At 71.2% G+C, this 22,424-nt stretch carries 28 protein-coding genes; 18 read left to right on the top strand and 10 right to left on the bottom strand.

Features of this window, described 5'->3' with window-relative positions; all coding sequences use genetic code 11:
- Window positions 1-96: 96 nt before the first annotated feature.
- Complete coding sequence (locus BM127_RS20115; RefSeq protein ID WP_091201618.1) at window positions 97-732, top strand: isochorismatase family protein; 636 nt, start codon at window positions 97-99, stop codon at window positions 730-732.
- A gap of 24 nt (window positions 733-756) precedes the next feature.
- Here BM127_RS20115 and BM127_RS20110 read toward each other — a convergent pair whose 3' ends face one another.
- Entirely contained in the window at window positions 757-1,653 is an 897-nt protein-coding gene (locus BM127_RS20110) for an NAD-dependent epimerase/dehydratase family protein (protein WP_091201617.1), read from the bottom strand.
- A 62-nt stretch (window positions 1,654-1,715) separates the two neighbouring features.
- Window positions 1,716-2,525, bottom strand: coding sequence for an SDR family NAD(P)-dependent oxidoreductase (locus tag BM127_RS20105; protein ID WP_091201615.1), 810 nt, complete (start codon window positions 2,523-2,525; stop codon window positions 1,716-1,718).
- A 148-nt stretch (window positions 2,526-2,673) separates the two neighbouring features.
- Here BM127_RS20105 and BM127_RS20100 point away from each other — a divergent pair, with 148 nt between their 5' ends.
- The 5 genes from BM127_RS20100 to BM127_RS20080 are packed head-to-tail and all read left to right on the top strand — an operon-like array spanning window position 2,674 to window position 7,109.
- Window positions 2,674-2,967 carry a virulence factor gene (locus tag BM127_RS20100; RefSeq protein WP_091201613.1) on the top strand — a complete coding sequence of 98 codons (294 nt, stop codon included), beginning with the start codon at window positions 2,674-2,676 and terminating at the stop codon, window positions 2,965-2,967.
- Window positions 2,964-3,851, top strand: a complete 888-nt coding sequence (locus BM127_RS20095; protein WP_091201611.1) for a homocysteine S-methyltransferase family protein — start codon at window positions 2,964-2,966, stop codon at window positions 3,849-3,851. Before BM127_RS20100 ends, BM127_RS20095 begins: the two co-directional genes overlap by 4 nt.
- A complete protein-coding gene (locus tag BM127_RS20090) occupies window positions 3,848-5,062 on the top strand; it encodes a D-arabinono-1,4-lactone oxidase (RefSeq protein WP_091201608.1) in 1,215 nt (404 codons plus the stop codon). The genes BM127_RS20095 and BM127_RS20090 overlap by 4 nt, the downstream gene beginning before the upstream one ends.
- A gap of 49 nt (window positions 5,063-5,111) precedes the next feature.
- A complete protein-coding gene (locus BM127_RS20085) occupies window positions 5,112-6,257 on the top strand; it encodes a PQQ-dependent sugar dehydrogenase (protein ID WP_091201660.1) in 1,146 nt (381 codons plus the stop codon).
- A gap of 9 nt (window positions 6,258-6,266) precedes the next feature.
- The gene (locus BM127_RS20080) at window positions 6,267-7,109 is read left to right on the top strand and encodes a carbon-nitrogen hydrolase family protein (protein WP_091201606.1); all 843 of its coding nucleotides are present in this window, start codon (window positions 6,267-6,269) and stop codon (window positions 7,107-7,109) included.
- On the opposite strand, the gene BM127_RS20075 is transcribed toward BM127_RS20080, so the two are convergent.
- The 7 genes from BM127_RS20075 to BM127_RS20045 all read right to left on the bottom strand — a co-directional run bounded on the left by BM127_RS20075 (window position 7,106) and on the right by BM127_RS20045 (window position 11,912).
- A complete protein-coding gene (locus tag BM127_RS20075; protein WP_091201604.1) occupies window positions 7,106-8,311 on the bottom strand; it encodes a glycoside hydrolase family 16 protein in 1,206 nt (401 codons plus the stop codon). The genes BM127_RS20080 and BM127_RS20075 overlap by 4 nt on opposite strands.
- Window positions 8,312-8,365: 54 nt before the next feature.
- Entirely contained in the window at window positions 8,366-9,655 is a 1,290-nt protein-coding gene (locus BM127_RS20070; RefSeq protein WP_091201602.1) for an RNA polymerase sigma factor, read from the bottom strand.
- Between the two features lie 23 nt (window positions 9,656-9,678).
- A complete protein-coding gene (locus BM127_RS20065; RefSeq protein WP_231263250.1) occupies window positions 9,679-10,026 on the bottom strand; it encodes a YciI family protein in 348 nt (115 codons plus the stop codon).
- A 126-nt stretch (window positions 10,027-10,152) separates the two neighbouring features.
- Complete coding sequence (locus BM127_RS20060) at window positions 10,153-10,344, bottom strand: hypothetical protein (RefSeq protein ID WP_091201598.1); 192 nt, start codon at window positions 10,342-10,344, stop codon at window positions 10,153-10,155.
- A 64-nt stretch (window positions 10,345-10,408) separates the two neighbouring features.
- On the bottom strand, window positions 10,409-10,657 hold the full coding sequence (locus BM127_RS20055; protein ID WP_091201596.1) for a PspC domain-containing protein: 249 nt from the start codon (window positions 10,655-10,657) through the stop codon (window positions 10,409-10,411).
- Window positions 10,658-10,782: 125 nt separating this feature from the next.
- Entirely contained in the window at window positions 10,783-11,379 is a 597-nt protein-coding gene (locus BM127_RS20050; RefSeq protein WP_091201594.1) for a sugar O-acetyltransferase, read from the bottom strand.
- A complete protein-coding gene (locus tag BM127_RS20045) occupies window positions 11,376-11,912 on the bottom strand; it encodes a cyclophilin-like fold protein (protein ID WP_091201592.1) in 537 nt (178 codons plus the stop codon). The genes BM127_RS20050 and BM127_RS20045 overlap by 4 nt, the downstream gene beginning before the upstream one ends.
- Before the next feature lie 111 nt (window positions 11,913-12,023).
- On the opposite strand from BM127_RS20045, the gene BM127_RS20040 reads away from it, so the two are divergent.
- On the top strand, window positions 12,024-12,896 hold the full coding sequence (locus BM127_RS20040; protein ID WP_091201590.1) for a helix-turn-helix transcriptional regulator: 873 nt from the start codon (window positions 12,024-12,026) through the stop codon (window positions 12,894-12,896).
- 2 nt (window positions 12,897-12,898) lie between these two features.
- Here the strand turns inward: BM127_RS20040 and BM127_RS20035 are convergent, their stop codons facing one another.
- Window positions 12,899-13,651: a YqjF family protein gene (locus BM127_RS20035; protein WP_231263251.1), complete on the bottom strand. Its 753-nt coding sequence runs from the start codon at window positions 13,649-13,651 to the stop codon at window positions 12,899-12,901.
- Between the two features lie 136 nt (window positions 13,652-13,787).
- Between BM127_RS20035 and BM127_RS20030 the strand changes: the two genes are divergently transcribed.
- Genes BM127_RS20030 through BM127_RS19980 form a run of 11 tightly spaced genes read left to right on the top strand, consistent with a single transcriptional unit; the run spans window position 13,788 to window position 22,319 of the window.
- Window positions 13,788-14,243, top strand: a complete 456-nt coding sequence (locus tag BM127_RS20030; protein WP_091201588.1) for a WXG100 family type VII secretion target — start codon at window positions 13,788-13,790, stop codon at window positions 14,241-14,243.
- On the top strand, window positions 14,240-15,208 hold the full coding sequence (locus tag BM127_RS20025; RefSeq protein WP_091201587.1) for a hypothetical protein: 969 nt from the start codon (window positions 14,240-14,242) through the stop codon (window positions 15,206-15,208). The genes BM127_RS20030 and BM127_RS20025 overlap by 4 nt, the downstream gene beginning before the upstream one ends.
- Window positions 15,205-16,647, top strand: a complete 1,443-nt coding sequence (locus tag BM127_RS20020) for a PGAP1-like alpha/beta domain-containing protein (RefSeq protein WP_091201584.1) — start codon at window positions 15,205-15,207, stop codon at window positions 16,645-16,647. Before BM127_RS20025 ends, BM127_RS20020 begins: the two co-directional genes overlap by 4 nt.
- Window positions 16,648-16,652: 5 nt before the next feature.
- Window positions 16,653-17,111: a hypothetical protein gene (locus BM127_RS20015; RefSeq protein ID WP_091201582.1), complete on the top strand. Its 459-nt coding sequence runs from the start codon at window positions 16,653-16,655 to the stop codon at window positions 17,109-17,111.
- Window positions 17,112-17,153: 42 nt separating this feature from the next.
- Window positions 17,154-18,080, top strand: coding sequence for an ABC transporter ATP-binding protein (locus tag BM127_RS20010; RefSeq protein ID WP_443678021.1), 927 nt, complete (start codon window positions 17,154-17,156; stop codon window positions 18,078-18,080).
- Entirely contained in the window at window positions 18,080-18,919 is an 840-nt protein-coding gene (locus tag BM127_RS20005; protein WP_091201578.1) for an ABC transporter permease, read from the top strand. Before BM127_RS20010 ends, BM127_RS20005 begins: the two co-directional genes overlap by 1 nt.
- A gap of 1 nt (window position 18,920) precedes the next feature.
- Window positions 18,921-19,727 (top strand): ABC transporter permease, encoded by an 807-nt coding sequence (locus BM127_RS20000; RefSeq protein WP_091201576.1) that lies wholly within the window; start codon window positions 18,921-18,923, stop codon window positions 19,725-19,727.
- Between the two features lie 24 nt (window positions 19,728-19,751).
- Window positions 19,752-20,273, top strand: a complete 522-nt coding sequence (locus tag BM127_RS19995) for a DinB family protein (protein ID WP_091201575.1) — start codon at window positions 19,752-19,754, stop codon at window positions 20,271-20,273.
- Window positions 20,270-20,875: a class I SAM-dependent methyltransferase gene (locus tag BM127_RS19990; protein ID WP_091201574.1), complete on the top strand. Its 606-nt coding sequence runs from the start codon at window positions 20,270-20,272 to the stop codon at window positions 20,873-20,875. The genes BM127_RS19995 and BM127_RS19990 overlap by 4 nt, the downstream gene beginning before the upstream one ends.
- The gene (locus tag BM127_RS19985) at window positions 20,872-21,066 is read left to right on the top strand and encodes a DUF3046 domain-containing protein (protein WP_091201572.1); all 195 of its coding nucleotides are present in this window, start codon (window positions 20,872-20,874) and stop codon (window positions 21,064-21,066) included. Before BM127_RS19990 ends, BM127_RS19985 begins: the two co-directional genes overlap by 4 nt.
- On the top strand, window positions 21,063-22,319 hold the full coding sequence (locus tag BM127_RS19980) for an MFS transporter (RefSeq protein ID WP_091201570.1): 1,257 nt from the start codon (window positions 21,063-21,065) through the stop codon (window positions 22,317-22,319). The genes BM127_RS19985 and BM127_RS19980 overlap by 4 nt, the downstream gene beginning before the upstream one ends.
- Window positions 22,320-22,424: the final 105 nt, after the last annotated feature.

Genomic DNA, 22,424 nt, shown 5'->3' with positions numbered 1-22,424 from the left:
TCCACTTCGCGCTGGGCCAGCAGGCCTGACTCCTGTCGTCTCACCAGCCGTAGGACAGGCTCTTCCTGATCGACCCACCCACCGAGGAGATCCGTCATGAGCAGCCCCCGTCGCGCCCTGGTCGTCGTGGACGTCCAGCAGGAGTACTTCGAAGGCCCCCTGCAGATCCAGCACCCGCCCCGCGAGGAGTCGCTCGCCAACGTCGTCCGCGCGATGGACCTCGCCACGGAGCAGGAGCTGCCCGTCGTGGTGGTGCAGCACGAGTACCCCGAGGGCGCACCTGTCTTCGCCGTCGGCTCGGCCGGGTGGGCGCTCCACCCCGACGTCGAGACGCGGATCGCGCCGTCCTGGAAGCGGACCACGAAGCAGAACGGCAGCGTGTTCGCCGGCAGCGAGGTCGCGGGGTGGTTGGCCGAGCAGGGGGTCGACACGATCACGATCGTCGGCTTCATGACCAACAACTGCGACATCGCCACGGCGGTCGACGCAGAAGGCCTCGGCCTGGCTGCGGAGGTGCTCTCGGACGCCACGGGGGCCATCCACCTCGCCAATGAGCAGGGCCAGGTGTCCGCCGAGGTCCTCCACGAGACCCTGATGGTGCTGCTGCACTCCAACTTCGCCGCGGTGGCCACCACCGACGTCTGGGCGGAGGCCGTCCGGTCGGGCGACGCGCTGCCGAAGAACGACCTCGGCACCTCCGCGACCCAGGGCCGTGCCGCCTTCAACAGCTGAGGTCGGGCACCACCCGACGCGGGCTCAGGCCCGCGGATCGTCGAGCACGTCGCGCCACGAGTGCTGCGGGTCGAAGCCGACGAGGTCGCGCGCCTTGTCGATCGCGTAGAACGTCTCGTTGCGACCCATCTCGCGGCGCACCTCCACACCCTCGTAGAACCGCGCGATGACCTCGTCGGTGGTCGCAGCCACGGACATGTCGGCGTTGGCCACGTTGAAGACCTCGTAGCCCAGTCCGTCGGTCTCGAGGCAGCGCTGCACCATCTGCCCCAGGTCGCGCACGTCGATGTAGGCGAAGACGTTGCGGCGCCGCAGCGACGGGTCGGTGAGGAACGGCGGGAACATCTCGGCGTACTCGTGGGGCTCGATGACGTTGTTGATCCGCAGGCCGTAGATGTCGGCGCCGGTGCGCGCCTGGAACGACCGCGCGGTCACCTCGTTGGCGACCTTCGACATCGCGTACGAGTCCTCCGGGACCGTCGGGTGATCCTCGTCGACCGGCACGTAGAGAGGTCGTCGCTCACCCTGCGCGAAGCAGACGCCGTACGTCGTCTCGGACGAGGCGAAGATGACCTTGCGGATGCCGAGCCGGGTCGCCGCCTCGAGGATGTTGTAGGTGCTGAGCACGTTGGTGGCGTACGTCGTCGAGTCGGCCTTGAGCAGGATGGCCGGCACCGCCGCGAAGTGCACGACGGCGTCGTACGACGGCTTCTCGGGCAGGTCGAGCTCGTCGAAGGTGGCCAGCCCGGCCATCGCCGAGTAGACCTCGCCGGCGTCGGTGAGGTCGACCCGGAGGTCGGCGACGTGGGGGTGATCGAGCGGCACGAGGTCCGCGTTGGTGACCTGGTGGCCCTGGTCGGCGAGGAAGGGGGCGACGTGCTTGCCGGCCTTGCCGCTGCCGCCGGTGAAGAGGATGCGCATGCCTCCTTCTTACCGCGAGTCCCGCGGAAAGCGTTGCGGGGCCCACCCGCCCGGGCGAGCTGTCAGCCGCGTTCCTCCGCGATGCTGTTGCCACCGTCGACGACGAGGCACTGCCCCGTGACGAACGAGGCACCCGGGGTGCACAGGAACACGATGGCGGCCGCGACCTCGTCGGGCGTCGCACTCCGGCCCACAGGGGTGCGGCGGCCGTGCAGCACCTCGTCGGCCGTCTGGCTCCCGGTCGCGATCCAGCCGGGCGCGACGGCGTTGGCCGTCACCCCGTCGCGGGCGTGGTCGAGGCCCACGGACCGCGCGAGCCCGACCATGCCGGCCTTCGCGGAGGCGTACGCCGCCTCGCCGCGCATCGCCATGACGGGGCCGGTCACCGAGGCCACCATGACCACGCGGCCCCAGCCCTCGCGCTGCATGCCGGGCAGCACGGCACGGGTGGCGAGGAACGCGGTGTCGAGGTTGCGGGACAGCGCCCGGCGCCAGGCCTCGTAAGACAGCTCGCCCAGCGTCCCCGACTCCTCCCCGCCGGATGAGGCGAGGGCGATGGCGGGCGCACTCACGCTGGTCATGCCGGCGTTGTTGACCAGGATGGTGGGCGGGCCGAGCGTGTCGCGCACCAGCGCGACAGCGTCGCGGACCTGTGCCTCCTCGGTCAGGTCCGCGACGACTCCCAGCGCCCGGACACCGTCCTGCTCGAGCTCGCGCGCGCGGTCGTGGGCGCGGTCCGTGGTCGTACCCACGGCGACCACCGCACCCAGGGCGCCGAGCAGCCGCGCCGCGGCGAAACCGATCCCGTCGGGGGCGCCGGCGCCCGTCACCCATGCGACCCGGCCGGCGAGGTTGAAGGGTTCAGGCAGCATGCGCGAACCCTCACGTCTTGGATGCACCAGGTCAAGCGCTGCGCGACGCGGGTTGCTGCTGTTCTGCGGCTCGGGCAGTCGTGCCCCTTAGGGGTCGAGTGGTGGAACGCCGGCGCGGGGCTGCGGCAGCGGTCCTAGGCTCGGACGCATGACGGAGTACCAGGTGACACGGTGGCGCGAGCTCCCTTCCATGGTCACGGCCCGCGCCGGTGACGAGACCGCGAAGGTCCAGCTGGCGGCGAGGTTCCAGGAGGCCATCGACGAGGCCGCGATGCGTCTCGGCGACACGGGCGCCACCGACTACCTCGAGGGCTGGGAGCGGTCCGGGTGGACGCCGGCCGACGGGCCACCTGCCGAGGTGCTCGCGCGCGTGTCCGCCGAGCTCGACGCGCAGTGGCCGGCCGAGCGGATCACCGACTACCTTGATGGACTGGGCCGATGAGCCGGCTCGCGGAGCTGCTGGGCGGGAGCCGGCCGGTGCTGCTCGACGGCGGCATGGGCACGCTGCTCCAGGACAGCGGACTGGAGGACGGCGCACCCGGCGAGCTCTGGAACCTGGAGAACCCCGACGCCATCCGCGCGGCGCACACCGCGTACGCCGGGGCGGGCGCACGGGTGCTGACGACCAACACCTTCGGTGGCACCCGCCCACGGCTGGACATGCACGGCCTCGGTGACCGACTCGACGAGGTCAACCGCACGGCGGCACTGCTGGCACGTTCGGTCGCGGACGAGCACGGCCTGCTCGTCGCCGGCGACCTAGGGCCCACCGGCGAGCTGCTGGCGCCGCTCGGGACGCTGACCCCGGAGGAGGCCCAGGCGCTCTTCGCCGAGCAGCTCACTGCGTTGGTGTCGGGCGGCATCGACCTGGTGCTGGTGGAGACGCTGAGCGACCTCGCCGAGGCTGACGCCGCACTGGCTGCGGCGCGCGAGGTGGCGCCGCACCTCCCGGTCGTGGTGACCATGAGCTTCGACACCAACCTGCGCACCATGATGGGCGTACGCCCCGCTTACGCCGTGGCCCACCTGGCCGCGGCCGGCGCTGACGCCGTGGGTGCCAACTGCGGCCGCGGACCGCACGAGATGGAGGTCATCGCCGCGCAGATGGCGGCCGTGCGGCCCGATGGTCTCCTGCTCGTCGCCCAGTCGAACGCGGGACTCCCGCAGGTCGTGGGGGACCACTTCGAGTACGACGCCAGCGCCCGGGACATGGCCGCTCACGCCGCACGACTGGCGGACCTGGGCGTCGACCTGGTCGGGGGCTGCTGCGGGTCCACCCCGACGCACATCGCGGCCATCGGCGCGACGTTGGCGGTGGCCTCGTGACGACCTGGACGAACTGGGTGGGCAACCAGTCCTTCTCCCCGTCCTCGATCTCCGCCCCGCGCGACGAGGAGGAGGTGGCCGCGCTCGTGAAGCAGGCTGCCGACCGGGGCGTCGGAGTCCGTGTGGCCGGAGCCGGCCACTCGTTCACGCCCGTCGTGCAGACCGACGGGCTGCTGCTCGACCTCTCGGCGCTGACCGGTGTGGTGCACACCGACGCGGTGCGCAAGCGCGCGACGGCACTCCCCGCCACCCGCATCCGCGACTTCTACGAGCCCCTCTGGGAGGCGGGCCTGGCCCTGCGCAACCAGGGCGACATCGACACCCAGCAGATCGCGGGAGCCGTGGCGACCGGGACGCACGGTTCGGGCACCCGCTACACCAGCCTGTCGGGGGTGGTCCGTGGCATGCGGCTCGTGACCGCCACCGGCGAGGTGCGCGACATCGGCGAGGGCGACCTCGACCTGCTGCACGCCGCGCAGGTCTCCGTCGGGATGCTCGGCGTCGTCACGCGCCTCGACCTCGAGGTGACCGACGCCTACCGTCTGCGCGAGCAGGTCGGCCTGCGGTCCTGGGACGACGTGATGGAGCACTGGGACGAGCTCGTCGCGCAGCACCGGCACTTCGGGTTCTTCTGGCTGCCCACCGAGGAGTCCGGCGCCCTCTACAACCTCGACGGCCACGGCGAGCGGCTGGCCGACCAGTGCTACGTGAAGGTGTACGACGAGGTGGGCCCCGACGTCCCGGACGACGACACCGTGGGTCGCCGCGTCGACCGCTGCCACCGGATCTTCCCCATGGTCTACGACCCCAACTTCCACGAGCTCGAGTACTTCGTGGCGCTGGAGCGTGCCCCGGAGGCGCTGCAGGCCATGCGGGAGCTCATGCTCGCCAGCCTCCCCGACTCGATCTACCCGCTGGAGGTGCGGACCGTCGGTGCCGACGACGCCTTCCTCTCCTCCCAGTACCGGACCGACACCGTGGTCATCTCGGTGTCGGGCACGCCCGGCACCGACTACTGGGGTTACCTGCGCTCGGTCGACGCGCTGCTGGCGCAGTTCGACGCGAGGGTGCACTGGGGCAAGCTGCACTTCCTGACCCCGGAACGGTTGCACGAGCTCTATCCCAGGGCGGACGAGTTCATCGCGCTCCGCCGCGAGCTCGACCCCCAGGGGATGTTCCTCAACGACCACCTGCGACCGCTGTTCGCCTGAGCGGCGGACGTACGAGCCGGGGTTGGCGCGGTCGCGCACGATGGTGGGCATGAAGTCAGCGCCCCTCGCCCTTGCCGGACTCGTCGCTGCGCTTGCGACCGCGTGCGCCGACACCGCCGCCTCCGGGGCACTCGGGCCGGCCACGGGCGAGGGTGACCGTGGATTCCCCTTCGTGGTCGAGGAGGTCGACCAGTTCGACGAGCCGTGGGCGATGGCGTTCCTGCCCGAGGGAGACCTGCTCATCACCGAGCGGAGCGGCACCCTGCACCTGCGTGATGCCGACACTGGCGAGCGGGTCGAGGTCGGGGGCACGCCGGCTGTCGCGGACTCCGGACAGAGCGGGCTCGGCGACGTGCTGCCGGGTCCGTCGTACGCCGAGGACAAGATGGTCTACCTGAGCTGGGCCGAAGCAGGCGACGGTGGCGTCGGCGCCGCTGTGGGGAGGGCGCGCCTCGAGACCGGTGACGACGAGCCGAGCCTGGAGGACCTCGAGGTGATCTGGCGCCAGACGCCCAAGACGGACGGCGACGGCCACCTCAGCCACCGGCTCGCCTTCTCGCCGGACGGGGAGCACCTCTTCGTGTCCTCGGGTGACAAGCAGCTCGGCGACCCCGCGCAGGACACCAGCAACACGTTGGGCACCATCGTGCGGCTGACCCTCGACGGCGACCCCGCGCCGGGCAACCCGATGGCGGACGCCGGGGGAGTCACCGCCGAGATCTGGAGCTGGGGCCACCGCAACCCGCTCGGTCTCGAGTTCGCCCCCGACGGGACCCTGTGGTCCTCGGAGATGGGTCCTGAGGGCGGCGACGAGCTCAACCTCGTCGAGGCCGGATCCAACTACGGCTGGCCCGAGGCATCCAACGGCAGCGACTACGGCGGCGGTGAGATCCCCGACCACGACGAGGGCGACGGGTACGCCGCTCCGGCCCGGTCGTGGACGCCGAGCATCTCACCGGGCAGCCTCCTCATCTACTCCGGCGACCTCTTCGCCGACTGGCAGGGCGACGCGTTCCTCGGCGCGCTCTCGGGCGAGGCGCTGGTGCGCGTCGGCCTCGACGGAGAGAGCGCAGGAGACGCCGAGGTCTACGACCTGGGCGAGCGGATCCGGGCCGTCGAGGAAGGGCCGGACGGCGCGATCTGGTTGCTCGAGGACGAGGGCGCCGGCAGGCTGCTCCGACTCACGCCGTCGTAGGGTCCGACAGTGGACGACGCGAGCACGACATTCCGGGTGGCACTCGCGCAGGTGCCGATCAGCGGGGACGCCCGGGTCAACGGCGACACCATCAGGACTGCCATGCGCAGGGCTTCTGAGGCCGGTGCCCGGCTCGTCCAGCTCCCCGAGGGCGCGCTCTCCGGATATGCCAAGAACCCCATCACCGACTGGGCCGAGGTCGACTGGGGTGTCGTCCGCAGCGAGCTCGAGTCGATCATGCGGCTCGCCGCAGAGCTGGAGCTCTGGGTGGTGCTCGGCTCGGCGCACCCCCTGTCGTCGCCCCGGCTGCCGCACAACAGCGTCTACGTGATCTCGGACGCGGGACAGGTCGTGGACCGCTACGACAAGCGCCGGTTGTCGCACACCGAGGTGACCGAGTTCTACACGGCGGGATCCGAGCCCGTGGTCTTCGACATCGACGGCTACCGCTTCGGGCTGGTGGTCTGTGTCGAGATCAACTTCCCCGAGCTCTTCATCGAGTACGCCGGGCTCGGGGTCGACTGCCTGCTCTTCTCGTCCTACCCGGTCGACAGCGTCTTCGCCGTCAAGGCGCGGGCCTACGCGGCGATCCACTGCTACTGGGTGAGCATGACCAACCCCTCCGAGACGTCCACCTTCTGCCCGTCGAGCGTCTTCGGCCCCAACGGAGACATCCTCGCCACGGTCGACGGCGCCGAGGGCGTGGTCACCGTCGAGCTGGACCGCGATGCGCCGGAGTTCGACATCGCCCTCACCAAGGCGCGTCCGTGGCGTGCGAGCGTGCCGTCCGACCCCGCCTACGACACCCGATCCCTGGACGACCCGCGGAGCCGCGACCGGACCTGCCTCTAGGGGGCGGGCGTCTCCCACACCCGCACCCAGTCGACGTACATGTGCTGGGGGAGCCGGCGCTCCTTGATCTTCGGGATCTCGTAGTCCGCGGCGATCAGGCTGAGGATCGGGAACTGCCGCACGTCGGAGATGTGGCCGCTCATCCGTCCGGTCTCCTTGCCGTCGATCCGGAAGATGACCGTGCGCGGCGTCCACTCGACCGAGAAGACGTGGTAGTTCTTCGACCAGCCGTCGCGACGGCTCGCGAGGTACGACGCCTGGTTGCGGATCCAGCCGCCGGTCGAGACGCGGCGCTTGCCGTCGTAGCGGTGCATGAAGGTCGCCAGGCCGCCCTGCGGGTGGTCGTCCCCGAAGTACTCGACGACGTCGATCTCGCTGCCGGCCGCGCCGGCGTACATCCCGTCGACCGGCTGCATCCAGAAGGCGCCGTGCTGGCCGCGGAGCCGCTGGAACTTCACCCGCGCGGCGGCGACGCCGTACCTGAAGGAGAACGCGCCCTGGGTGCCGATGTGGCCGCTGAGGCGGTAGGCGTACTTCCCCGGAGACGCGTCGCGTCCGCGGACCTTGCACCGCGTCGTGGCGTCGGGGTCCTTGATGACGCTCAGGCGTGCGGCGCCCCCGGCGACGCTGACCGCACGGGGGTCGCCCTTGGAGCACGTGCGTCGGCTCGAGCTCCAGTGCTCGCGACCGCGGTGGTTCCACACCGGGTCCAGCTCGCTGCCGGTGAACTCGTCGGTGAAGGTCGCGTCGAGCCAGCGCGCGGTGCTGACCGGGTGGCTCTTCACGGTGCGCAGGCCGCGAGTGGCCATCGCCTTCACCCGGTAGGTCAACGCGTCACCATCGCCGGTCGTCGCGGCCGCGAACTGGGCCCGGCCCTTCCTGTTCTGCCGGGCGGTCGCGACGGGGCGCCACTCGGGCCCGTCCTGGACCTGGAGCTGGACCCGACGTCCGACGTGCACGGGGCTGATCGTGGCGGTGATGGCCGTCCTCGCCGCGTCCGACGCGGCTGTCCGGCCGCCGTGCTGGACGATCTGGGGGAGCGCCTCGAGACGCACCCGCTGGGTGAACTTCTTCAGCAACGAGACGCTCGCGGCCGGCGCGACGGCATCGTCGGCGGCCGAGCCGGACTGCGATCCGGCGAGCAGGGAGGCGGGGAGGAGCAGGGCCAGGGCGCTGCCCGTGAGGAGGCGTCGAGCAGACATGAGGAGCCTTCGGTCGTGGGGCTGTTTCTCGTCTGGGACGCCACCGACCTCGACTTAGTTGTCGGGCACTCGCGCGAGGTTGTCGCCGGCCCGGCGCAGCAGCACCACCCGTTCGCCCTCGTTCCTCGTGCGGCGGGCCGCCTCGGCGAAGGCGCTGGCCGCATCCGGGTGCAACCCGGCCCGCTCCAGCAGGTCACCGCGAACGCTCGGCACCAGCGGCGACCCCCCGAGGGCGGCTGCGTCCACCGCGTCGAGCACGGCGAGCCCCGCACCAGGTCCGTACGCCCGGCCGTGGGCGACCGCACGGTTCACCTCGACCACCGGTCCGGGTGCTGCGCGGGACAGGACGTCGTAGAGGGCAGCGATCCGGCGCCAGTCCGTGTCCTCGGGACGCGCGGCGAGCGCGTGCTGGGCAGCGATGGAGGCCTGGAGGAAGTAGGTCCCGACCGGAGTCCCGTCGGCCGCGAGCTCCTCGGCCCGACGCAGGGCGGCGAGTCCGCGACGGATCATCAGGTGGTCCCACCGCGTGCGGTCCTGGGCCTCCAGCAGCACCGGGGTGCCGTCCACGTCCAGGCGGGCGGCCGTGCGCGAGCCCTGGATCTCCAGCAGCGCCTGCAGTCCGAGGACCTCGGGCTCGTCGGGGGCGAGCGCGGAAAGCATCCGGGCGAGCCTGGTCGCCTCACCCGCGAGGTCGGGGCGCATCCAGTCCTCGCCGGCCGTGGCGGTGTAGCCCTCGTTGAAGATCAGGTAGATCACGGCCATCACGTCGTCGAGCCGGTCCGTCCGTTCCTGGCCGGTGGGCAGCTCGAACTCGGCGTCCGCCTCGGACAGGGTCCTCTTGGCCCGCGAGATGCGCTGGCCCATCGTGGACTCGGTGGTGAGGAACCCTCGGGCGATCTCTGCGGTGGAGAGCCCGCCGACCAGGCGCAGCGTCAGCGCGGCCCGCGACTCCGCGGTGAGGGAGGGGTGGCACGACAGGAACACCAGACGGAGGACGTCGTCCTCGATGTGGTCGACCTGGGCGTCGAGGTCCGGCATCCGTGCCTCCTCTCCTCTGCGCGCGTCCTCGATCTCCGCGACCTTGCGGCGGAGGTTGTCGGCGCGCCGGAAGTGGTCGATGCCGCGCCGCTTGGCGGTGGTCATCAGCCACGCGGTCGGGTTGTCCGGCACGCCGCTGACGGGCCACTGCTCGAGCGCGGCCACGAGCGCGTCCTGAGCGAGGTCGGCGGCGAGCTCGACGTCCCGGGTCATCCGGGTGAGAGCCCCCACGAGGCGGGCCGAGTCGGCCCGCCACGCGGAGTGGACGGCCTCGGTGGGGTCGTCCGCAGTCGTCTCGGCCGGCACGGGGCCAGCGTAGTGAGCGTTGCTCAGTCGCCGGGCGCCTCGGGCCCGGTGGAGATCTGGCGCAGCGTCGACACGACGGTGACCTCGGGCCAGTGCGTCGCGTGGAGCTCGGCGAAGACCTGCATGTCGGCGACGGCGTCCTCGACGGTGGCGTACTCCATGATCGACCAGCCGCCCACGATCTCCTTGGCTTCGGCGTAGGGGCCGTCGACCCGGCTGACCTCGCCGCCGCGAACGACGAAGTTGACGGCGTCCTCGGTGCCGTAGAGCCCACCGCCGTCGACGAACCGGCCGTCGGCCGCCCGCTCACCGATGTGGGCGTCCATCGCCTCGAAGAGCGACTGCGGCGGCGTGCCGATGTTCTCTTCCATCCGGACGAATCCCATGAAACGTGGCATTGCGATCACTCCTGTGGGTGGGTCGATGAGTCTTCTCGCACGTACGTCGATCGGCCGGCGGGCTCCTCGACATCGACCCTAGGAGTTTTTTCTCGTACGTCAGTGGGGCGCGCGTCGCGGACGCACCGAGGCGATCGAGTGCAGCACCGCATCGCGGCGGGCAGCGCGGACCTCGACGAGCTTGGCCCGGCAGGACGGGCATCGGTCGGTGTCGTCGCAGCAGCGTGCGTCGCGGACCTCGGCCTCGAGCTGGTCGGCGTGTGCGCTGCGGCGCAGGATGGTGTGGATCATCTGTCCCTCCCCAGGGTGATGGCTCCGAGTGTGCCCCTGTCCTCCGACAGCGGCATCCGCATTTCTACTGATCTCTCGTCGCGTGGGTCGCGGCGACGAGGCTGTCCTCGGCAGGCATCACGAACCAGAGCACCGGGTAGATGAGGAGCTGGCTGCCCGGCAGGACCATCAGGAGCACCACGAACAGCAGGCGTGCGACCCACGGGGTCAGGCCGAGCCGGCGTCCGATCCCGGCGCACACCCCACCCAGGATCGCGCGGTCGCTCGACCGCATGAGGCCCTGACGGGCGAAGGCGGAGCGGATGTCGTTCATGGTGGTCCTCCGGGTTCGTGGCGTGTGGCTCCAGCCTCCTCCGCGCGGTCGCTGCCCGCCATCGGGATCAGCCCCGGTCCGACCCTGAGCTCGCTCAGGGTGCAGCGGCCGGGCCAGAGTCGGGGTCAGTCTGGAGAGCTGGCGTACCCCGTCTCCCGGATGAGCCGGGCCGGCACCCCGGCGACGATGGTGTCGGCCGCGACGTCCCGGGTGACGACCGAGCCGGCACCGACGACAGCGCCGTCCCCGATCGTCACCCCCGGGACGACCGTCACGCCTGCCCCGAGCCACACCCGGCGACCGATCGTCACCGGCGCCGGCACCATGTCGGTCCTCCGCTCGGGATCGACGCTGTGGTTGAGGGTGGTGAGGGTGCTGCCGTGCCCGATGAGGGAACCGTCCCCGATCGTGATGCCGCCCGTGTCCTGGAACCGGCAGCCGAGGTTGATGAAGACGTCCCGGCCGATCTCGAGGTTCTGGCCGAACTCGCTGTGGAACGGGGGGAACACCGTGACGGAGTGGTGGACCGGTCGGCCGGTGAGCTCGGACAGGAGGTCCCGCACCTCTTCTGGGGTGCGGTAGCCGGTGTTGATGTCCGCGACGATCCGCAACGCCTCCTGGGCTGCGCCGTGCATGAAGTGGTGCTCGGGGGAGCCGCCCCGGATCAGCGCACCGCGCCGCACGTGGGCGAGGAAGTCCGCGAGGGTGACGGGATCGCTCATGGCCGAGCCTCCACGGTCACCGTCACGGAGCCCGCCGTCGCTGCCACCCGGTCCGCGGCGCCCTCCGCGAGCCGGCCCAGGACCACGATGCCGGGGTAGTAGCCCTGGTCCCCGTAGTAGAGGACCAGGTCCTGGCCCGGCGCGTAGTAGCCGACGTCGCCCAGGTCAGGATCGGCGCCCTCGGGCTGTCCGGCCAGCGAGAGGGGGCCGGGCAGCGGGCCCGTCTTCTCGACCCCACCGTGGTCGGTCATGTCGATGGTCAGGGGGAGCATCTGTGCCAGGTCCGAGGCTGCGGCGCTGTCGGTGAGCGTCGCAGCGAGCCGCTGCTCCCCGATGGTGACGATGATCCTCATGCGGTCCTCCTGCGGGGTCGGGGTCCTCGGCGTCGAGCTGCTCGGGCTCGCGGGTGACGACGACGTGGTCGGTGACGGGCGTACGTCCGCCCCGTCCGCGCCGCAGCCGGCAGCGGTCGTGCCGACCGCCAGCGCCACGGCCGTGACGCCGAGTGATCCGGTGCGGGTGAGCGAGTCCATGCCTCCAGTCAACGTCCTCCCCGACCCGACAGGAAGGCACTGCCGAGGGGTGCACCGGCAGGACACCCCTCGCCCCTGTGGGAGCGGCCCGACGGGACCTAGGCTCGCAGGGTGGACCACAGCGACGACGCACGCCACGAGGTACGTGAGTTCCTCACCACCCGTCGCGCCCGCATCACCCCCGACCAGGTCGGGCTGCCCGTCAGCGGCTCGCGACGCGTGCCGGGCCTGCGGCGCAGCGAGGTCGCGACGCTCGCGGGCCTGAGCGTCGAGTACTACGCGCGCCTCGAGCGCGGACAGATCGGCGGTGCCTCCTCGGGTGTGCTGGAGGCACTGGCAGGCGCACTCCGGCTCGACGACACCGAGCGTGACCACCTCTTCGACCTCGCCCGAGCGGTCGACGGGATCCCCACCTCCGGCCGCGGCCGACGACGTACGACCTCCCGGTCGGCATCGCGGCCGGGCCTGCACTGGACCCTCGAGGCCTTCACCCGCGGAGTCGCATTCGTCCGTGACCAGCACCAGGACGTGCTCGCCACCAACGCGCTGGCACGGGCGTTCTACTCGCACCTGATCGGCGAGGGAGGACGGACCCCCAACCTGGCCCGCTTCCAGTTCCTCGACCCGGCGTCGCGGGACTTCTACCCGGACTGGGACCTGTTCGCAGCGATGTGCGTCGGGGTCATGCGCGCCGATGCCGGCCGTGATCCGCACGACCGTGGCCTGCAGGAGCTGGTCGGCGAGCTGTCCACCCGGAGCGACACCTTCCGCCGGTTGTGGGCCGACCACGACGTACGCAGCCACGGCTCCGGGACGAAGCGGTTCGACCACCCCGTGGTCGGCGAGCTGACGCTGGCCTACGAGGAGCTGGCGATCACGGCGGAGCCCGGCCTCGCGCTCATCGTCTACACCGCCGAGCCCGGGTCGCCGTCAGCCGAGCGGCTCGAGCTGCTCGCGTCGTGGGCCGCCCCGGTCCGGCCCTGACGTCAGGGGCGCGGCCTCGCCGCGTCCCCCGGGAACCCGAACTCCGTGAACACGCCAGGGCTGAAGCCCACGTGGTCAGGCGCCCGGGAGGCGAGACCCGGCAGGCCCACCGATGCCATCAGCTCGTCGTCCAGGGCCAGCACCTCGGCGTCGTGGACCGGCCAGGGCTCGTGCGTGTTGGGGACGTGGAGAGTCCGGCCGAACCACCGCTGGTGCAGCCCCCACCGCGCGCTGAGGAAGTCGTCGAGCGGCGTGCTCTCCCTGCGGGCCCCGGCACGGACGACGATGTGGCTGGCCGCGCGGGTGCCGGGCGAGCGGAGGCGGGCGTCGTAGGTGTGGACGTCACCACGCGCGGCGTAGCGCATCCGCGCCCAGCGATACGGCAGGCCGAACGCCGCACGGGCCCCGAGCACCACCGCAGCGCGGTCGGCGTCGAGGCTGAGGAACACGATGCCGCGGCGGCCCGTCCCGTCGACGGAGTAGAGCCGGACGTTGGTCTCGAGGAACGACCCGAGCCACGGGACACCCGGGCCGCGGCCGACCCCGGCGTCGACCATCCGGAACGGGATGAGCCCGACATAGGTGGCCCCGTCGATCGTGTCAGGACGTGTGCCGGGCGGCATCCGGTGCGCGACCTCGGCGGGGTCGACGGCCCAGTGCAGGAAGGTCAGGTCGCGCCAGTGCTGGTTCATCATCACCACGCCGCTGAGCGCCGGAGCGTGGGGCGACACGGGCTCGACGACGCGGTCGTTCACACCGTCAGCGTAGGCAGGCGCACGAAGCCGGCGGCCCACTTCATCCACACCCGACGTCGACCCGGTTTGGACCGCACCCCGGCGGGGCATCTGAGAGCACAAGCCGCCACGGCGCCCTCGGGTCAAGGAGACGCAGATGTATGGAGACACCGCAGTCATCCGACGCCTCGCCACGCAGATGGCGGAGCAGGGCACCGAGATCCGCAGCGACGCCGACCAGCTGGTGACGTCGTCCCAGCTCGTCGTCTGGGAGGGCCGCGCGGCACAGGCGATGCGCGAGCGGATGTCGGAGCGTGCGGTCGCGCTCCGCAGGACGGCCGACGAGCACGACGACGCCGCGCAGGCGCTGCGTCACCACGCCGACGAGGTCGACCGGCTCAAGGACCTGATCCGCGAGATCGCCCACAGGGTCCGTGGCCTCATCGAAGGAGCGAAGTCGCGGCTGGCCGACCTCGCCGACAAGGCGATCGACCTGATCAAGAAGGTGACCCCCGACCCCGTCGACGAGATGCTCTCCACCTTCCAGCCGCCCCCCGAGGGCCACAAGGACTGGCTCGACGTGCCCGACCAGCTGCCGGGAGGCGGACGATGAACGCGATCCTCCTGGACGCCCAGGGCCACGAGGTCGAGCAGGAGACCATCACGCCACGCCGCGTGCGGCTCTCCCGCGCCGCCATCGACCGCTTCGCCGAGATCGCCGCGGTCGAGTCGCCCGCCGCGCAGATGGTCGTCTCCACCGGCTCCCTCGACAGCCTGGGCGACCGGCTCGGCTCGATGTCCCCCGACCCTGCGCCGCCGACTGCGGGACCCGCCGCCGGACCGGCGACCGCTGAGACCGACGTCGACGACGTCCTCGTCGCAGCCGGCCTCGTCGCGGACGGCACGCCCACCGTCGAGGGGCGCGCGGTGCTCACTGTCTGGCACGCCCCGGTCCTCGCCGTCGAGCTCGAGATGCTGGTCGCCCTGCGGCGCGGCAAGGTCCGCGTCCGCAGCTGGCACCGCAACCTCGACGACTGGGTCGTGTGCCTGTCCACCGGCGACGGCGCCACCTTCGAGCTGTCCTGGCTCTCCGCCGACGACTGGTGGCTCGAGCTCGGCCGCGCGGCCTACGTCGACACGGCCACCCTCAGCGCGAGCACCTACGACGACCCCCTCCCCGACGTGGTCGAGACGCCCTGGGACCTCCTGCTCGCCACGGGCGAGGCCGTCCAGCGCCGGCGCTTCGAGCTCCTCGACCAGATGGCGTCCGACTACAGCGGGATGACGCTCACCGGCGTCTCGCTCGACGCGTTGGAGACCGCCGACGACACCGACGTACGACGCTGGCACGAGCAGCTCGAGAGCTCGTCGCGCGGTCGACTGCACGCCGCCGTGATGGGTCGCAGCGAACGTGGCCGACCCGGGGCCGGAATCGTCGAGTGGGTGCTCTTCCACGACGGGTGGCGCTCCCTCACCCCCTTCACGCGCGACGGCTGGAACATGGTCCGCATCGAGCGGAGGAGCCCGGTCGACCTGCCCCGTGCGCTGGCCGTGCGGGCCGCGGAGGTGACCTCGTGACCAGCAGCACCCTGCCCCCGATTGAGTCCGTGTCCGGCGGCTCGCACGGCGTCGAGGCCGGCTACGAGCAGATGCTCGCGCTCGCCGAGCGCTACGAGCGCCAGGCCGGCGACTTCGTGGAGATGGCCGGTCTCGGCGCCCGGATCATGGCCAACGGTGACCTTCTGGAGTCGGCGATCCTCTCCCCGGTCTCGTTCGGCGACGCCGAGCTCCAGGTGCTCGACGCCACCACCGGCACCGACGGCCTGACCGTGCGGGCCATCGGGATCGAGGCGGACGCGCTCGGCGTACGCGCCGTGGTGGCCGCCTTCAAGGCCAGCGACTCCCTGTCCAGGCACGCGACGGAGATGCTCGACAACGCGCTCGGCAAGCTCCTCCTCGTCGGGACCGTGGCCGCGCTGCCGGCGCTGCTCGCCGCCGGAGGGATCAGCTACGCCTACTACTCCACCCTCTCTCCCGAGGAGCAGGAGGCGCTCAAGGCGCAGCTCGCGGACGACCTCGGCCAGCTGCTCCACGACCATCCCGAGCTCGCGCAGCACCTCATCAACAGCGGGGGAGGACTGCTCGAGTCGCTCGTGCCGGGCCTCGGCCTGCTCAACCCCGGCGACGGTCCGGTCGACCAGGCGACCACCAACGACGCCGCCCGGCTGCTGGCACTGCTCCTCGGCAACGACACGGCCTTCGACGTCCGCCAGCTCGACGGCATCGACCCCACCCTGGCGCAGTCGCACGCGCCGGGCTCGCTGGCCGACCTGATGAGGTCGCTGAACGACACCAACGAGATCGACAACGACGACCCGACCCGTCACGGGGCGATCCAGATCCAGAAGATCGTCGAGAACGGCCAGGAGAGATTCATCGTCTACATCCCCGGCACCGACGACATGAGCCCGGTCCCCCAGGACGGGGAGCACTCGCGCGACATGGAGACCAACTACCAGCTCATCGGTGGGATGGACTCCGCCTACGGTCACGGCATCCAGCAGGCCATGCTCGACGCCGGCCTCGAGGGCAAGGACGTCATGCTGGTGGGTCACTCCCAGGGCGGCATGGTCTCCACGTCGTTGGCCGCCGACCCCGACTTCAACCGCCACTTCAACGTCCAGCACGTCGTCACGGCCGGCTCGCCGACGGCCCAGGTGCCGGACCTGCCCTCGGGCACCAGTGCCATCCACTTCGAGAACCGCGGTGACGCGGTGCCCCTGCTCGACGGGGAGGACAACCCCGACGATCCCCACCGGACCACGGTGAAGTTCGACGACGAGGGGTCCTCCGACGTCGCGGACAACCACGCCATCCGCCACTACGTGAACGGCGCTGCCGCTGCCGACGCGTCGACCAACGGGTCCATCCAGGACCAGGTCCGACAGATGCAGCAGGATGGCTACCTCAGCGGAACGGTGGAGGGCGTCTCGACCTTCCAGATCACCAGAGGATGACACGCATGGTGCGACCCACGATCGTGATGGCGCTGGTCGGCGTGCTGCTGACGAGCGCGTGCAGCTCCTCCGGCGGCTCCTCCGGCGGCTCCGCGACGAACGGTTCGACCGCCGAAGAGGGGTGCGGGGAGTGCACCCAGGAGGTCGCCGCCATCCGCCGGCAGCTCGAGGAGCTCGACGGCATCCGCGAGCTGCTGACGCTCAAGCGCTATCCGTCCTCGCCCACCAACGGCGCCGGCGTCAAGGTCGAGCTCCGGAGCACGGGCGCGGGGGACACCGGCGTGCAGGACGAGGTGGCCGAGATCGTGTGGAAGAGCCGGGTGACACCTCTGGACGAGCTGTTCGTCACCGTCGAGGACGGCGAGGGCGAGCTGGTTCCGACGCTGCCCTACGACTTCACCGACGGCGGGCGCAACCACGCGACCTACGAGGAGCAGTGGGGAGCGCGGCCGGTCGGGGAATAGGGGTTACCGCGTTGTCCCCGGCCTGATCTAATGTCGGCCGACGTGACGGAATCCATGATCTCGGCCCGGGGACTCCGCAAGTCGTTCGGTGACCTCGAGGCAGTGAAGGGCATCGACGTCGAGGTGCGCAAGGGCGAGGCGTTCGGCTTCCTCGGCCCCAACGGTGCCGGCAAGTCGAGCACGATGCGGATGATCGCGTCGGTGAGCCCGGTGACCTCGGGCGAGCTGAGGATCCTGGGCATGGACCCGGCGACCGACGGGCCGGCCATCCGCAGCCGTCTCGGTGTCTGCCCCCAGGAGGACACGCTCGACAACGAGCTCAACGTGTTCGACAACCTCTACATCTACGGCCGCTACTTCGGCATCGACCGTGCCACCTGCCGCGACCGCGCCCACGAGCTGCTCGAGTTCGCCCAGATCACCGACAAGGCGAGGTCCAAGGTCGAGGACCTGTCCGGAGGCATGAAGCGCCGCCTCACCATCGCCCGCAGCCTCATCAACAACCCCGACGTGCTGCTGCTCGACGAGCCGACCACGGGTCTCGACCCGCAGGCACGGCACGTGCTGTGGGACCAGCTCTTCCGCCTCAAGCAGGCCGGCGTGACCCTCGTGATCACCACGCACTACATGGATGAGGCCGAGCAGCTGTGCGACCGGCTCGTCGTGATGGACAAGGGCGTGATCGCAGCGGAGGGGTCGCCGCGCGAGCTGATCGACGCCCACTCGACCCGCGAGGTCGCCGAGCTGCGGTTCGGGGTCGGCGAGCACGAGGGCCTGGCCGAGAAGGTCGCTGACCTCGGCGAGCGCGTCGAGGTGCTGCCCGACCGGCTCCTCGTCTACAGCGACCACGGCGAGGAGGTCGTCACTGCGGTGCTCGAGCGTGGGCTGCACCCGATCGCGACGCTCGTACGCCGCTCCACCCTCGAGGACGTCTTCCTGCGCCTCACCGGCCGAAGCCTGGCGGACTGATGGCCACCGGCACGACGCCGTCGACGAGCCGACCCACGGCCGGGCCGACCGGCTCGCTCTCGGTCGTCGAGGGGGTCGCCCGCCAGTACGACTACTGGGCGACGGTCTACAAGCGCACCTGGCGCGGCGGAGTGGTCAACTCGTTCGCCACGCCGCTGTTCTACGTCGTCGCCATGGGAGTCCTGCTCGGCGGCTTCATCGAGGGCGACCCCGACCAGCTCGAGGGTGCGACGTCCTACCTCGCCTTCGTCGTGCCCGGTCTCGTCGCGGCGCACGCGATGACCATGGCTGTCAGCGAGACGACCTACCCGGTCATGGGCGCCATCAAGTGGCACAAGACCTTCTACGCCCAGCTCGCGACGCCGCTCGCGGTCCGCGACCTCGTCAACGCGTTCCTCCTCTTCGTGCTCTTCCGCGTCGCCTCCGCGTGCGCGGTCTTCATGCTGGTGCTCGCTCCGTTCGGGGTGTTCGAGACCTGGTGGGGTCCGCTCCTCGCGTGGCTCTCCCAGGTGCTCGTGGGGATGGCGTTCGCGACGCTCGTCTTCGGCTACTCCGCGCGGCTGAGGTCGGAGGAGGGTTTCGGGGTGCTGTTCCGTCTCGGCGTGCTCCCGCTGACGCTCTTCTCGGGCGCCTTCTTCCCGATCACCAACCTCGGGCCCGTCCTCGAGTGGGTCGCGCGGCTCACCCCGCTGTGGCACGGCGTCTCGCTGTCGCGGATGTTCTGCCTCGACACCGTCGACTGGCGTCTCGCCGCGGTCAACGTCGGCGTGCTCGTGGTCCTCTCGGCGGTCGGGTGGCGCTGGGCCGTCACCGGCCTCGACAAGCGGCTGGAGGTCTGACGTGGCCTCGATCGACCCCCCGGTCATCCCCGCACCGCTGTCGCCGGTGGACGCCGCCGGCGTGCTGGTGCTGCGCAACTTCATCGTCTACAAGTCGGCCTGGAAGCTCTTCCTCACCGGCTTCCTCGAGCCGGTCCTCTACCTCTTCTCGATCGGCATCGGCGTCGGCCAGCTGATCGACACCTTCGAGTTCCACGGCGAGGCGATCGACTATGCCGCCTTCGTCGCGCCGGCGATGCTGGCCACCTCGGCCTTCAACGGCGCCCTGCTCGACTCGACGTTCAACGTCTTCTTCAAGCTCAAGTACGAGAAGCTCTACGACCAGATGCTGGCGACCCCGCTGACGACCGGCGACATCGCCCGCGGAGAGATCACGTGGGGCCTGATCCGTGGCTCGGTCTACTCCGCGGCCTTCCTGGTCGTGATGGTCCTGATGGGGCTGGTCGACTCGTGGTGGGGCGTCCTCGCGCTGCCCGCGGCCGTGCTGATCGCCTTCGCCTTCTCGGCCGTGTGCATGGCGCTGACGACGTGGATGAAGAGCTGGCAGGACTTCGACAAGATCACCCTCGCCCAGATGCCGATGTTCTTGTTCTCCGCGACGTTCTTCCCGGTCGAGGCGTTCGGCGACGGGGTGCTGCGCTGGATCGTCGAGGCCACGCCGCTCTACCGCGGGGTCGTGCTGTGCCGCGAGCTCACCACCGGTGTCGTCACCTGGGAGTCGGCGGTCTCGGTCGTCTACCTCGTCGTGATGGGTGTCGTCGGCCTGCTCGTCGTACGCCGTCGCCTCGACAGGCTGCTGCTCACCTGAGCACCTGCTGGTTGGATGACGCACATGAGCATCACGCCCGACACCAAGGACTGGACCTGGGTGCTCGACCGTCCGTGCCCCGAGTGCGGCTTCGACCCGTCCGCGCAGTCGCTGACCGACCTCCCGCGGGCCTTCCACGACACCGCGATGACCTGGTCCGACGTGCTCGGGCGCGCTGACGTCGCGGTGCGGCCCTCCCCGGCGGTGTGGTCACCGCTCGAGTACGCCTGTCACGTCCGCGACGTGCACGAGCTCTTCGCCGAGCGGGTGCGGCTGATGCTCGACGAGGACACGCCCACCTTCGCCAACTGGGACCAGGACGCCACCGCCGTCGAGCGGCACTACGGCGAGCAGGACCCCGCCGCGGTGGTCGTCGCGCTCATCGAGGCGGCGGGGACCGTCGCCGGCATCTACGCAGGCATCACCGATGCGACCCGGGACCGCCGCGGCATCCGCTCGAACGGTGACGAGTTCACCGTCGATACGCTCGGCAGCTATCACCTGCACGACGTCGTCCACCACCTCCACGACGTGGAGGCCACATGAACGACACCGTGCGCGCCTACGACCTCGACGCGGCGGCCTACGTCGCCGGCACGGCGCGGATGCCGGACTCGGTGCGCGCCGCCCTCGAGGCCTTCGGAGCCCGGCTCGGCCGCGGAGCCCGGGTGCTGGAGATCGGCTCCGGGGGTGGGCGCGACGCACGCCTGATGGAGGAGCTCGGGTTGTCGGTCCGGCGCACCGACATCACGCCGGCCTTCGTCACCCTTCTGCGCTCGCACGGTCACGACGCCGACCTGGTCGACCCGCTCGCCGACGACCTGTCGTCGTCGGAGGGGGCGTACGACGGTGTCTGGGCCAACGCGTCCCTGCTGCACGTCGCCCGCGCCGAGCTCGTCACCGTGCTGGCCCGCCTGGCCGACGTGACCCGTCCCGGCGGGCTCCTGCGGATCTCGCTCAAGGAGGGCGACGGCGACGGATGGTCGACCCACGGCTCGATCAGCCAGCCGCGTCACTTCACCTACTGGCGTTCCGACGCGCTGCGCACGCTGGTCGAGGGCACCGGCTGGACGGGCGTGGACATCCGCTCGGGCATCGATGGCAAGCGCGCGGAGAGCTGGCTGGAGCTCGAGGCGGTCCGCGGATGAGGCACACCGAGTTCTGGTCGCGGCTCGACCACGCACTGGGTCGCGCCTACTCGCGGACGTGGGCCGAGCTCACCGTCCTCCGTGACCTGGACGGGCGCACCACCCAGGAGGCGCTCGACGCGGGCGTGCCGCCCAAGCAGGTCTGGGCGGCTGTGTGGCGCCAGCTCGAGCTCCCGGACACCGAGAAGTGAGCACGCGGGCTGCAGCCGGCGTCGACCACGAGGCCGTCCAGCGGCGCACCGTCCGCACCCTCGTGGTCTCGCAGGCGATCGGGGCCGTGGGCGTCACGATCGGCGTCGCCACGGCTTCGCTCCTGGCCCGTGACATCTCGGGCAGCGAGACCATGGCCGGGCTGGCGCAGACCTTCCAGGTGCTCGGCACCGCAGGGGCGGCCTACGGCCTGGCGAAGGTGATGCGCCGGCGCGGCCGCCGGATCGGCATCGTGCTCGGCTACCTCATGGGCGCCACAGGTGCGCTGCTCGCCGTCGTCGCAGGAGTCGTCGACTCCATGCTGGTGCTGCTCACGGGGGCGGTGCTGCTGGGCGCGACCTCCGCGGTCAACAGCGGGTCGCGCTATGCCGCGACCGACCTGGCCACCGAGGAGCACCGCGCCCGCGCGCTGTCGGTGGTGGTGTGGGCGACGACCATCGGCGCGGTCGCCGGCCCCAACCTCACCGGGGTCGGAGGCGCACTGGCGCGGTCGCTCGGGATCCCCGAGCTCACGGGCGGCTTCGCCATCGGCGCAGTCGTGCTCGTCGTGGCGGCAGGGTGGGTCTGGGTCATGCTGCGGCCGGATCCGCTGCTGCTCGCGCAGGAGTCGGCCGGGATCGCCCCGAGCGTCGGCCCCGAACCGCGCGGCCGCTCGTGGGGTCGCTTCGTGAGTGTCGTCCGCGACGTACCCGCTGTCGGCGCGGCCGTCGTCGCGATGGCGTGCGCCCACGCGGCGATGGTCACCGTGATGATCATGACGCCCCTGCACATGGAGCACGGGGGCGCACACCTGGAGGTGATCGGGTTCGTCATCTCGATCCACGTGCTCGGCATGTTCGCCTTCTCACCGCTGGTCGGGTGGGCCGCCGACCGGTTCGGCCGCAGCGCGGTGCTGGTGACCGGGGGAGCGGTCCTGCTGGTGTCGCTGGCGCTGTGCGGGTGGTCGCCGGAGGGCTCCTCCTGGCAGATCTTCTCCGGCCTGTTCCTCCTGGGCCTGGGCTGGTCGTGCGCGACGGTGGCCGCCTCCACGGTGATCGCCGACCGCACGCCGATCGAGGCACGCACCGACGTGCAGGGCACCTCCGACATGGCGATGGCGCTCACCGCTGCGGGTGGCGGAGCCCTCGCCGGCGTGATCGTCGGTGGGCTGGGCTACCCGGCGCTGGCCGCGTTCGCGGCCCTGCTGGCCGGCGCCGTCGTGGTGGCCGGCCGGCTCATGCGCCCTCGGTCGTGAACATGTCCCACGACACGCGCGACACGCCGCGTTCGAACGTCGCATCGAACACCTGTTCGGGCTACTGTCTGTCCACAGGTACGACGGTGGGCGAGGTTCTCCACA

It is taken from the genome of Nocardioides alpinus, assembly GCF_900112035.1.
Classification (GTDB): Bacteria; Actinomycetota; Actinomycetes; order Propionibacteriales; family Nocardioidaceae; genus Nocardioides; species Nocardioides alpinus.
The sequence above is the reverse complement of the archived record's forward strand: the minus strand, read 5'-3'. Positions and strand labels throughout refer to the sequence as shown.

Excerpts from the sequence above, each read along its gene's own strand:
- BM127_RS20065 (WP_231263250.1), bottom strand. The coding sequence starts at position 10,026 with ATGGAAGAGAACATCGGCACGCCGCCGCAGTCGCTCTTCGAGGCGATG.
- BM127_RS20085 (WP_091201660.1), top strand. The coding sequence starts at position 5,112 with ATGAAGTCAGCGCCCCTCGCCCTTGCCGGACTCGTCGCTGCGCTTGCG.
- BM127_RS20015 (WP_091201582.1), top strand. The coding sequence starts at position 16,653 with ATGGTGCGACCCACGATCGTGATGGCGCTGGTCGGCGTGCTGCTGACG.
- BM127_RS20055 (WP_091201596.1), bottom strand. The coding sequence starts at position 10,657 with ATGAACGACATCCGCTCCGCCTTCGCCCGTCAGGGCCTCATGCGGTCG.
- BM127_RS20005 (WP_091201578.1), top strand. The coding sequence starts at position 18,080 with ATGGCCACCGGCACGACGCCGTCGACGAGCCGACCCACGGCCGGGCCG.
- BM127_RS20100 (WP_091201613.1), top strand. The coding sequence starts at position 2,674 with ATGACGGAGTACCAGGTGACACGGTGGCGCGAGCTCCCTTCCATGGTC.
- BM127_RS20045 (WP_091201592.1), bottom strand. The coding sequence starts at position 11,912 with ATGGACTCGCTCACCCGCACCGGATCACTCGGCGTCACGGCCGTGGCG.
- BM127_RS20105 (WP_091201615.1), bottom strand. The coding sequence starts at position 2,525 with ATGCTGCCTGAACCCTTCAACCTCGCCGGCCGGGTCGCATGGGTGACG.
- BM127_RS20110 (WP_091201617.1), bottom strand. The coding sequence starts at position 1,653 with ATGCGCATCCTCTTCACCGGCGGCAGCGGCAAGGCCGGCAAGCACGTC.
- BM127_RS20060 (WP_091201598.1), bottom strand. The coding sequence starts at position 10,344 with ATGATCCACACCATCCTGCGCCGCAGCGCACACGCCGACCAGCTCGAG.
- BM127_RS20050 (WP_091201594.1), bottom strand. The coding sequence starts at position 11,379 with ATGAGCGATCCCGTCACCCTCGCGGACTTCCTCGCCCACGTGCGGCGC.
- BM127_RS20030 (WP_091201588.1), top strand. The coding sequence starts at position 13,788 with ATGTATGGAGACACCGCAGTCATCCGACGCCTCGCCACGCAGATGGCG.
- BM127_RS19985 (WP_091201572.1), top strand. The coding sequence starts at position 20,872 with ATGAGGCACACCGAGTTCTGGTCGCGGCTCGACCACGCACTGGGTCGC.
- BM127_RS19990 (WP_091201574.1), top strand. The coding sequence starts at position 20,270 with ATGAACGACACCGTGCGCGCCTACGACCTCGACGCGGCGGCCTACGTC.
- BM127_RS19995 (WP_091201575.1), top strand. The coding sequence starts at position 19,752 with ATGAGCATCACGCCCGACACCAAGGACTGGACCTGGGTGCTCGACCGT.
- BM127_RS20115 (WP_091201618.1), top strand. The coding sequence starts at position 97 with ATGAGCAGCCCCCGTCGCGCCCTGGTCGTCGTGGACGTCCAGCAGGAG.
- BM127_RS20095 (WP_091201611.1), top strand. The coding sequence starts at position 2,964 with ATGAGCCGGCTCGCGGAGCTGCTGGGCGGGAGCCGGCCGGTGCTGCTC.
- BM127_RS20075 (WP_091201604.1), bottom strand. The coding sequence starts at position 8,311 with ATGTCTGCTCGACGCCTCCTCACGGGCAGCGCCCTGGCCCTGCTCCTC.
- BM127_RS20025 (WP_091201587.1), top strand. The coding sequence starts at position 14,240 with ATGAACGCGATCCTCCTGGACGCCCAGGGCCACGAGGTCGAGCAGGAG.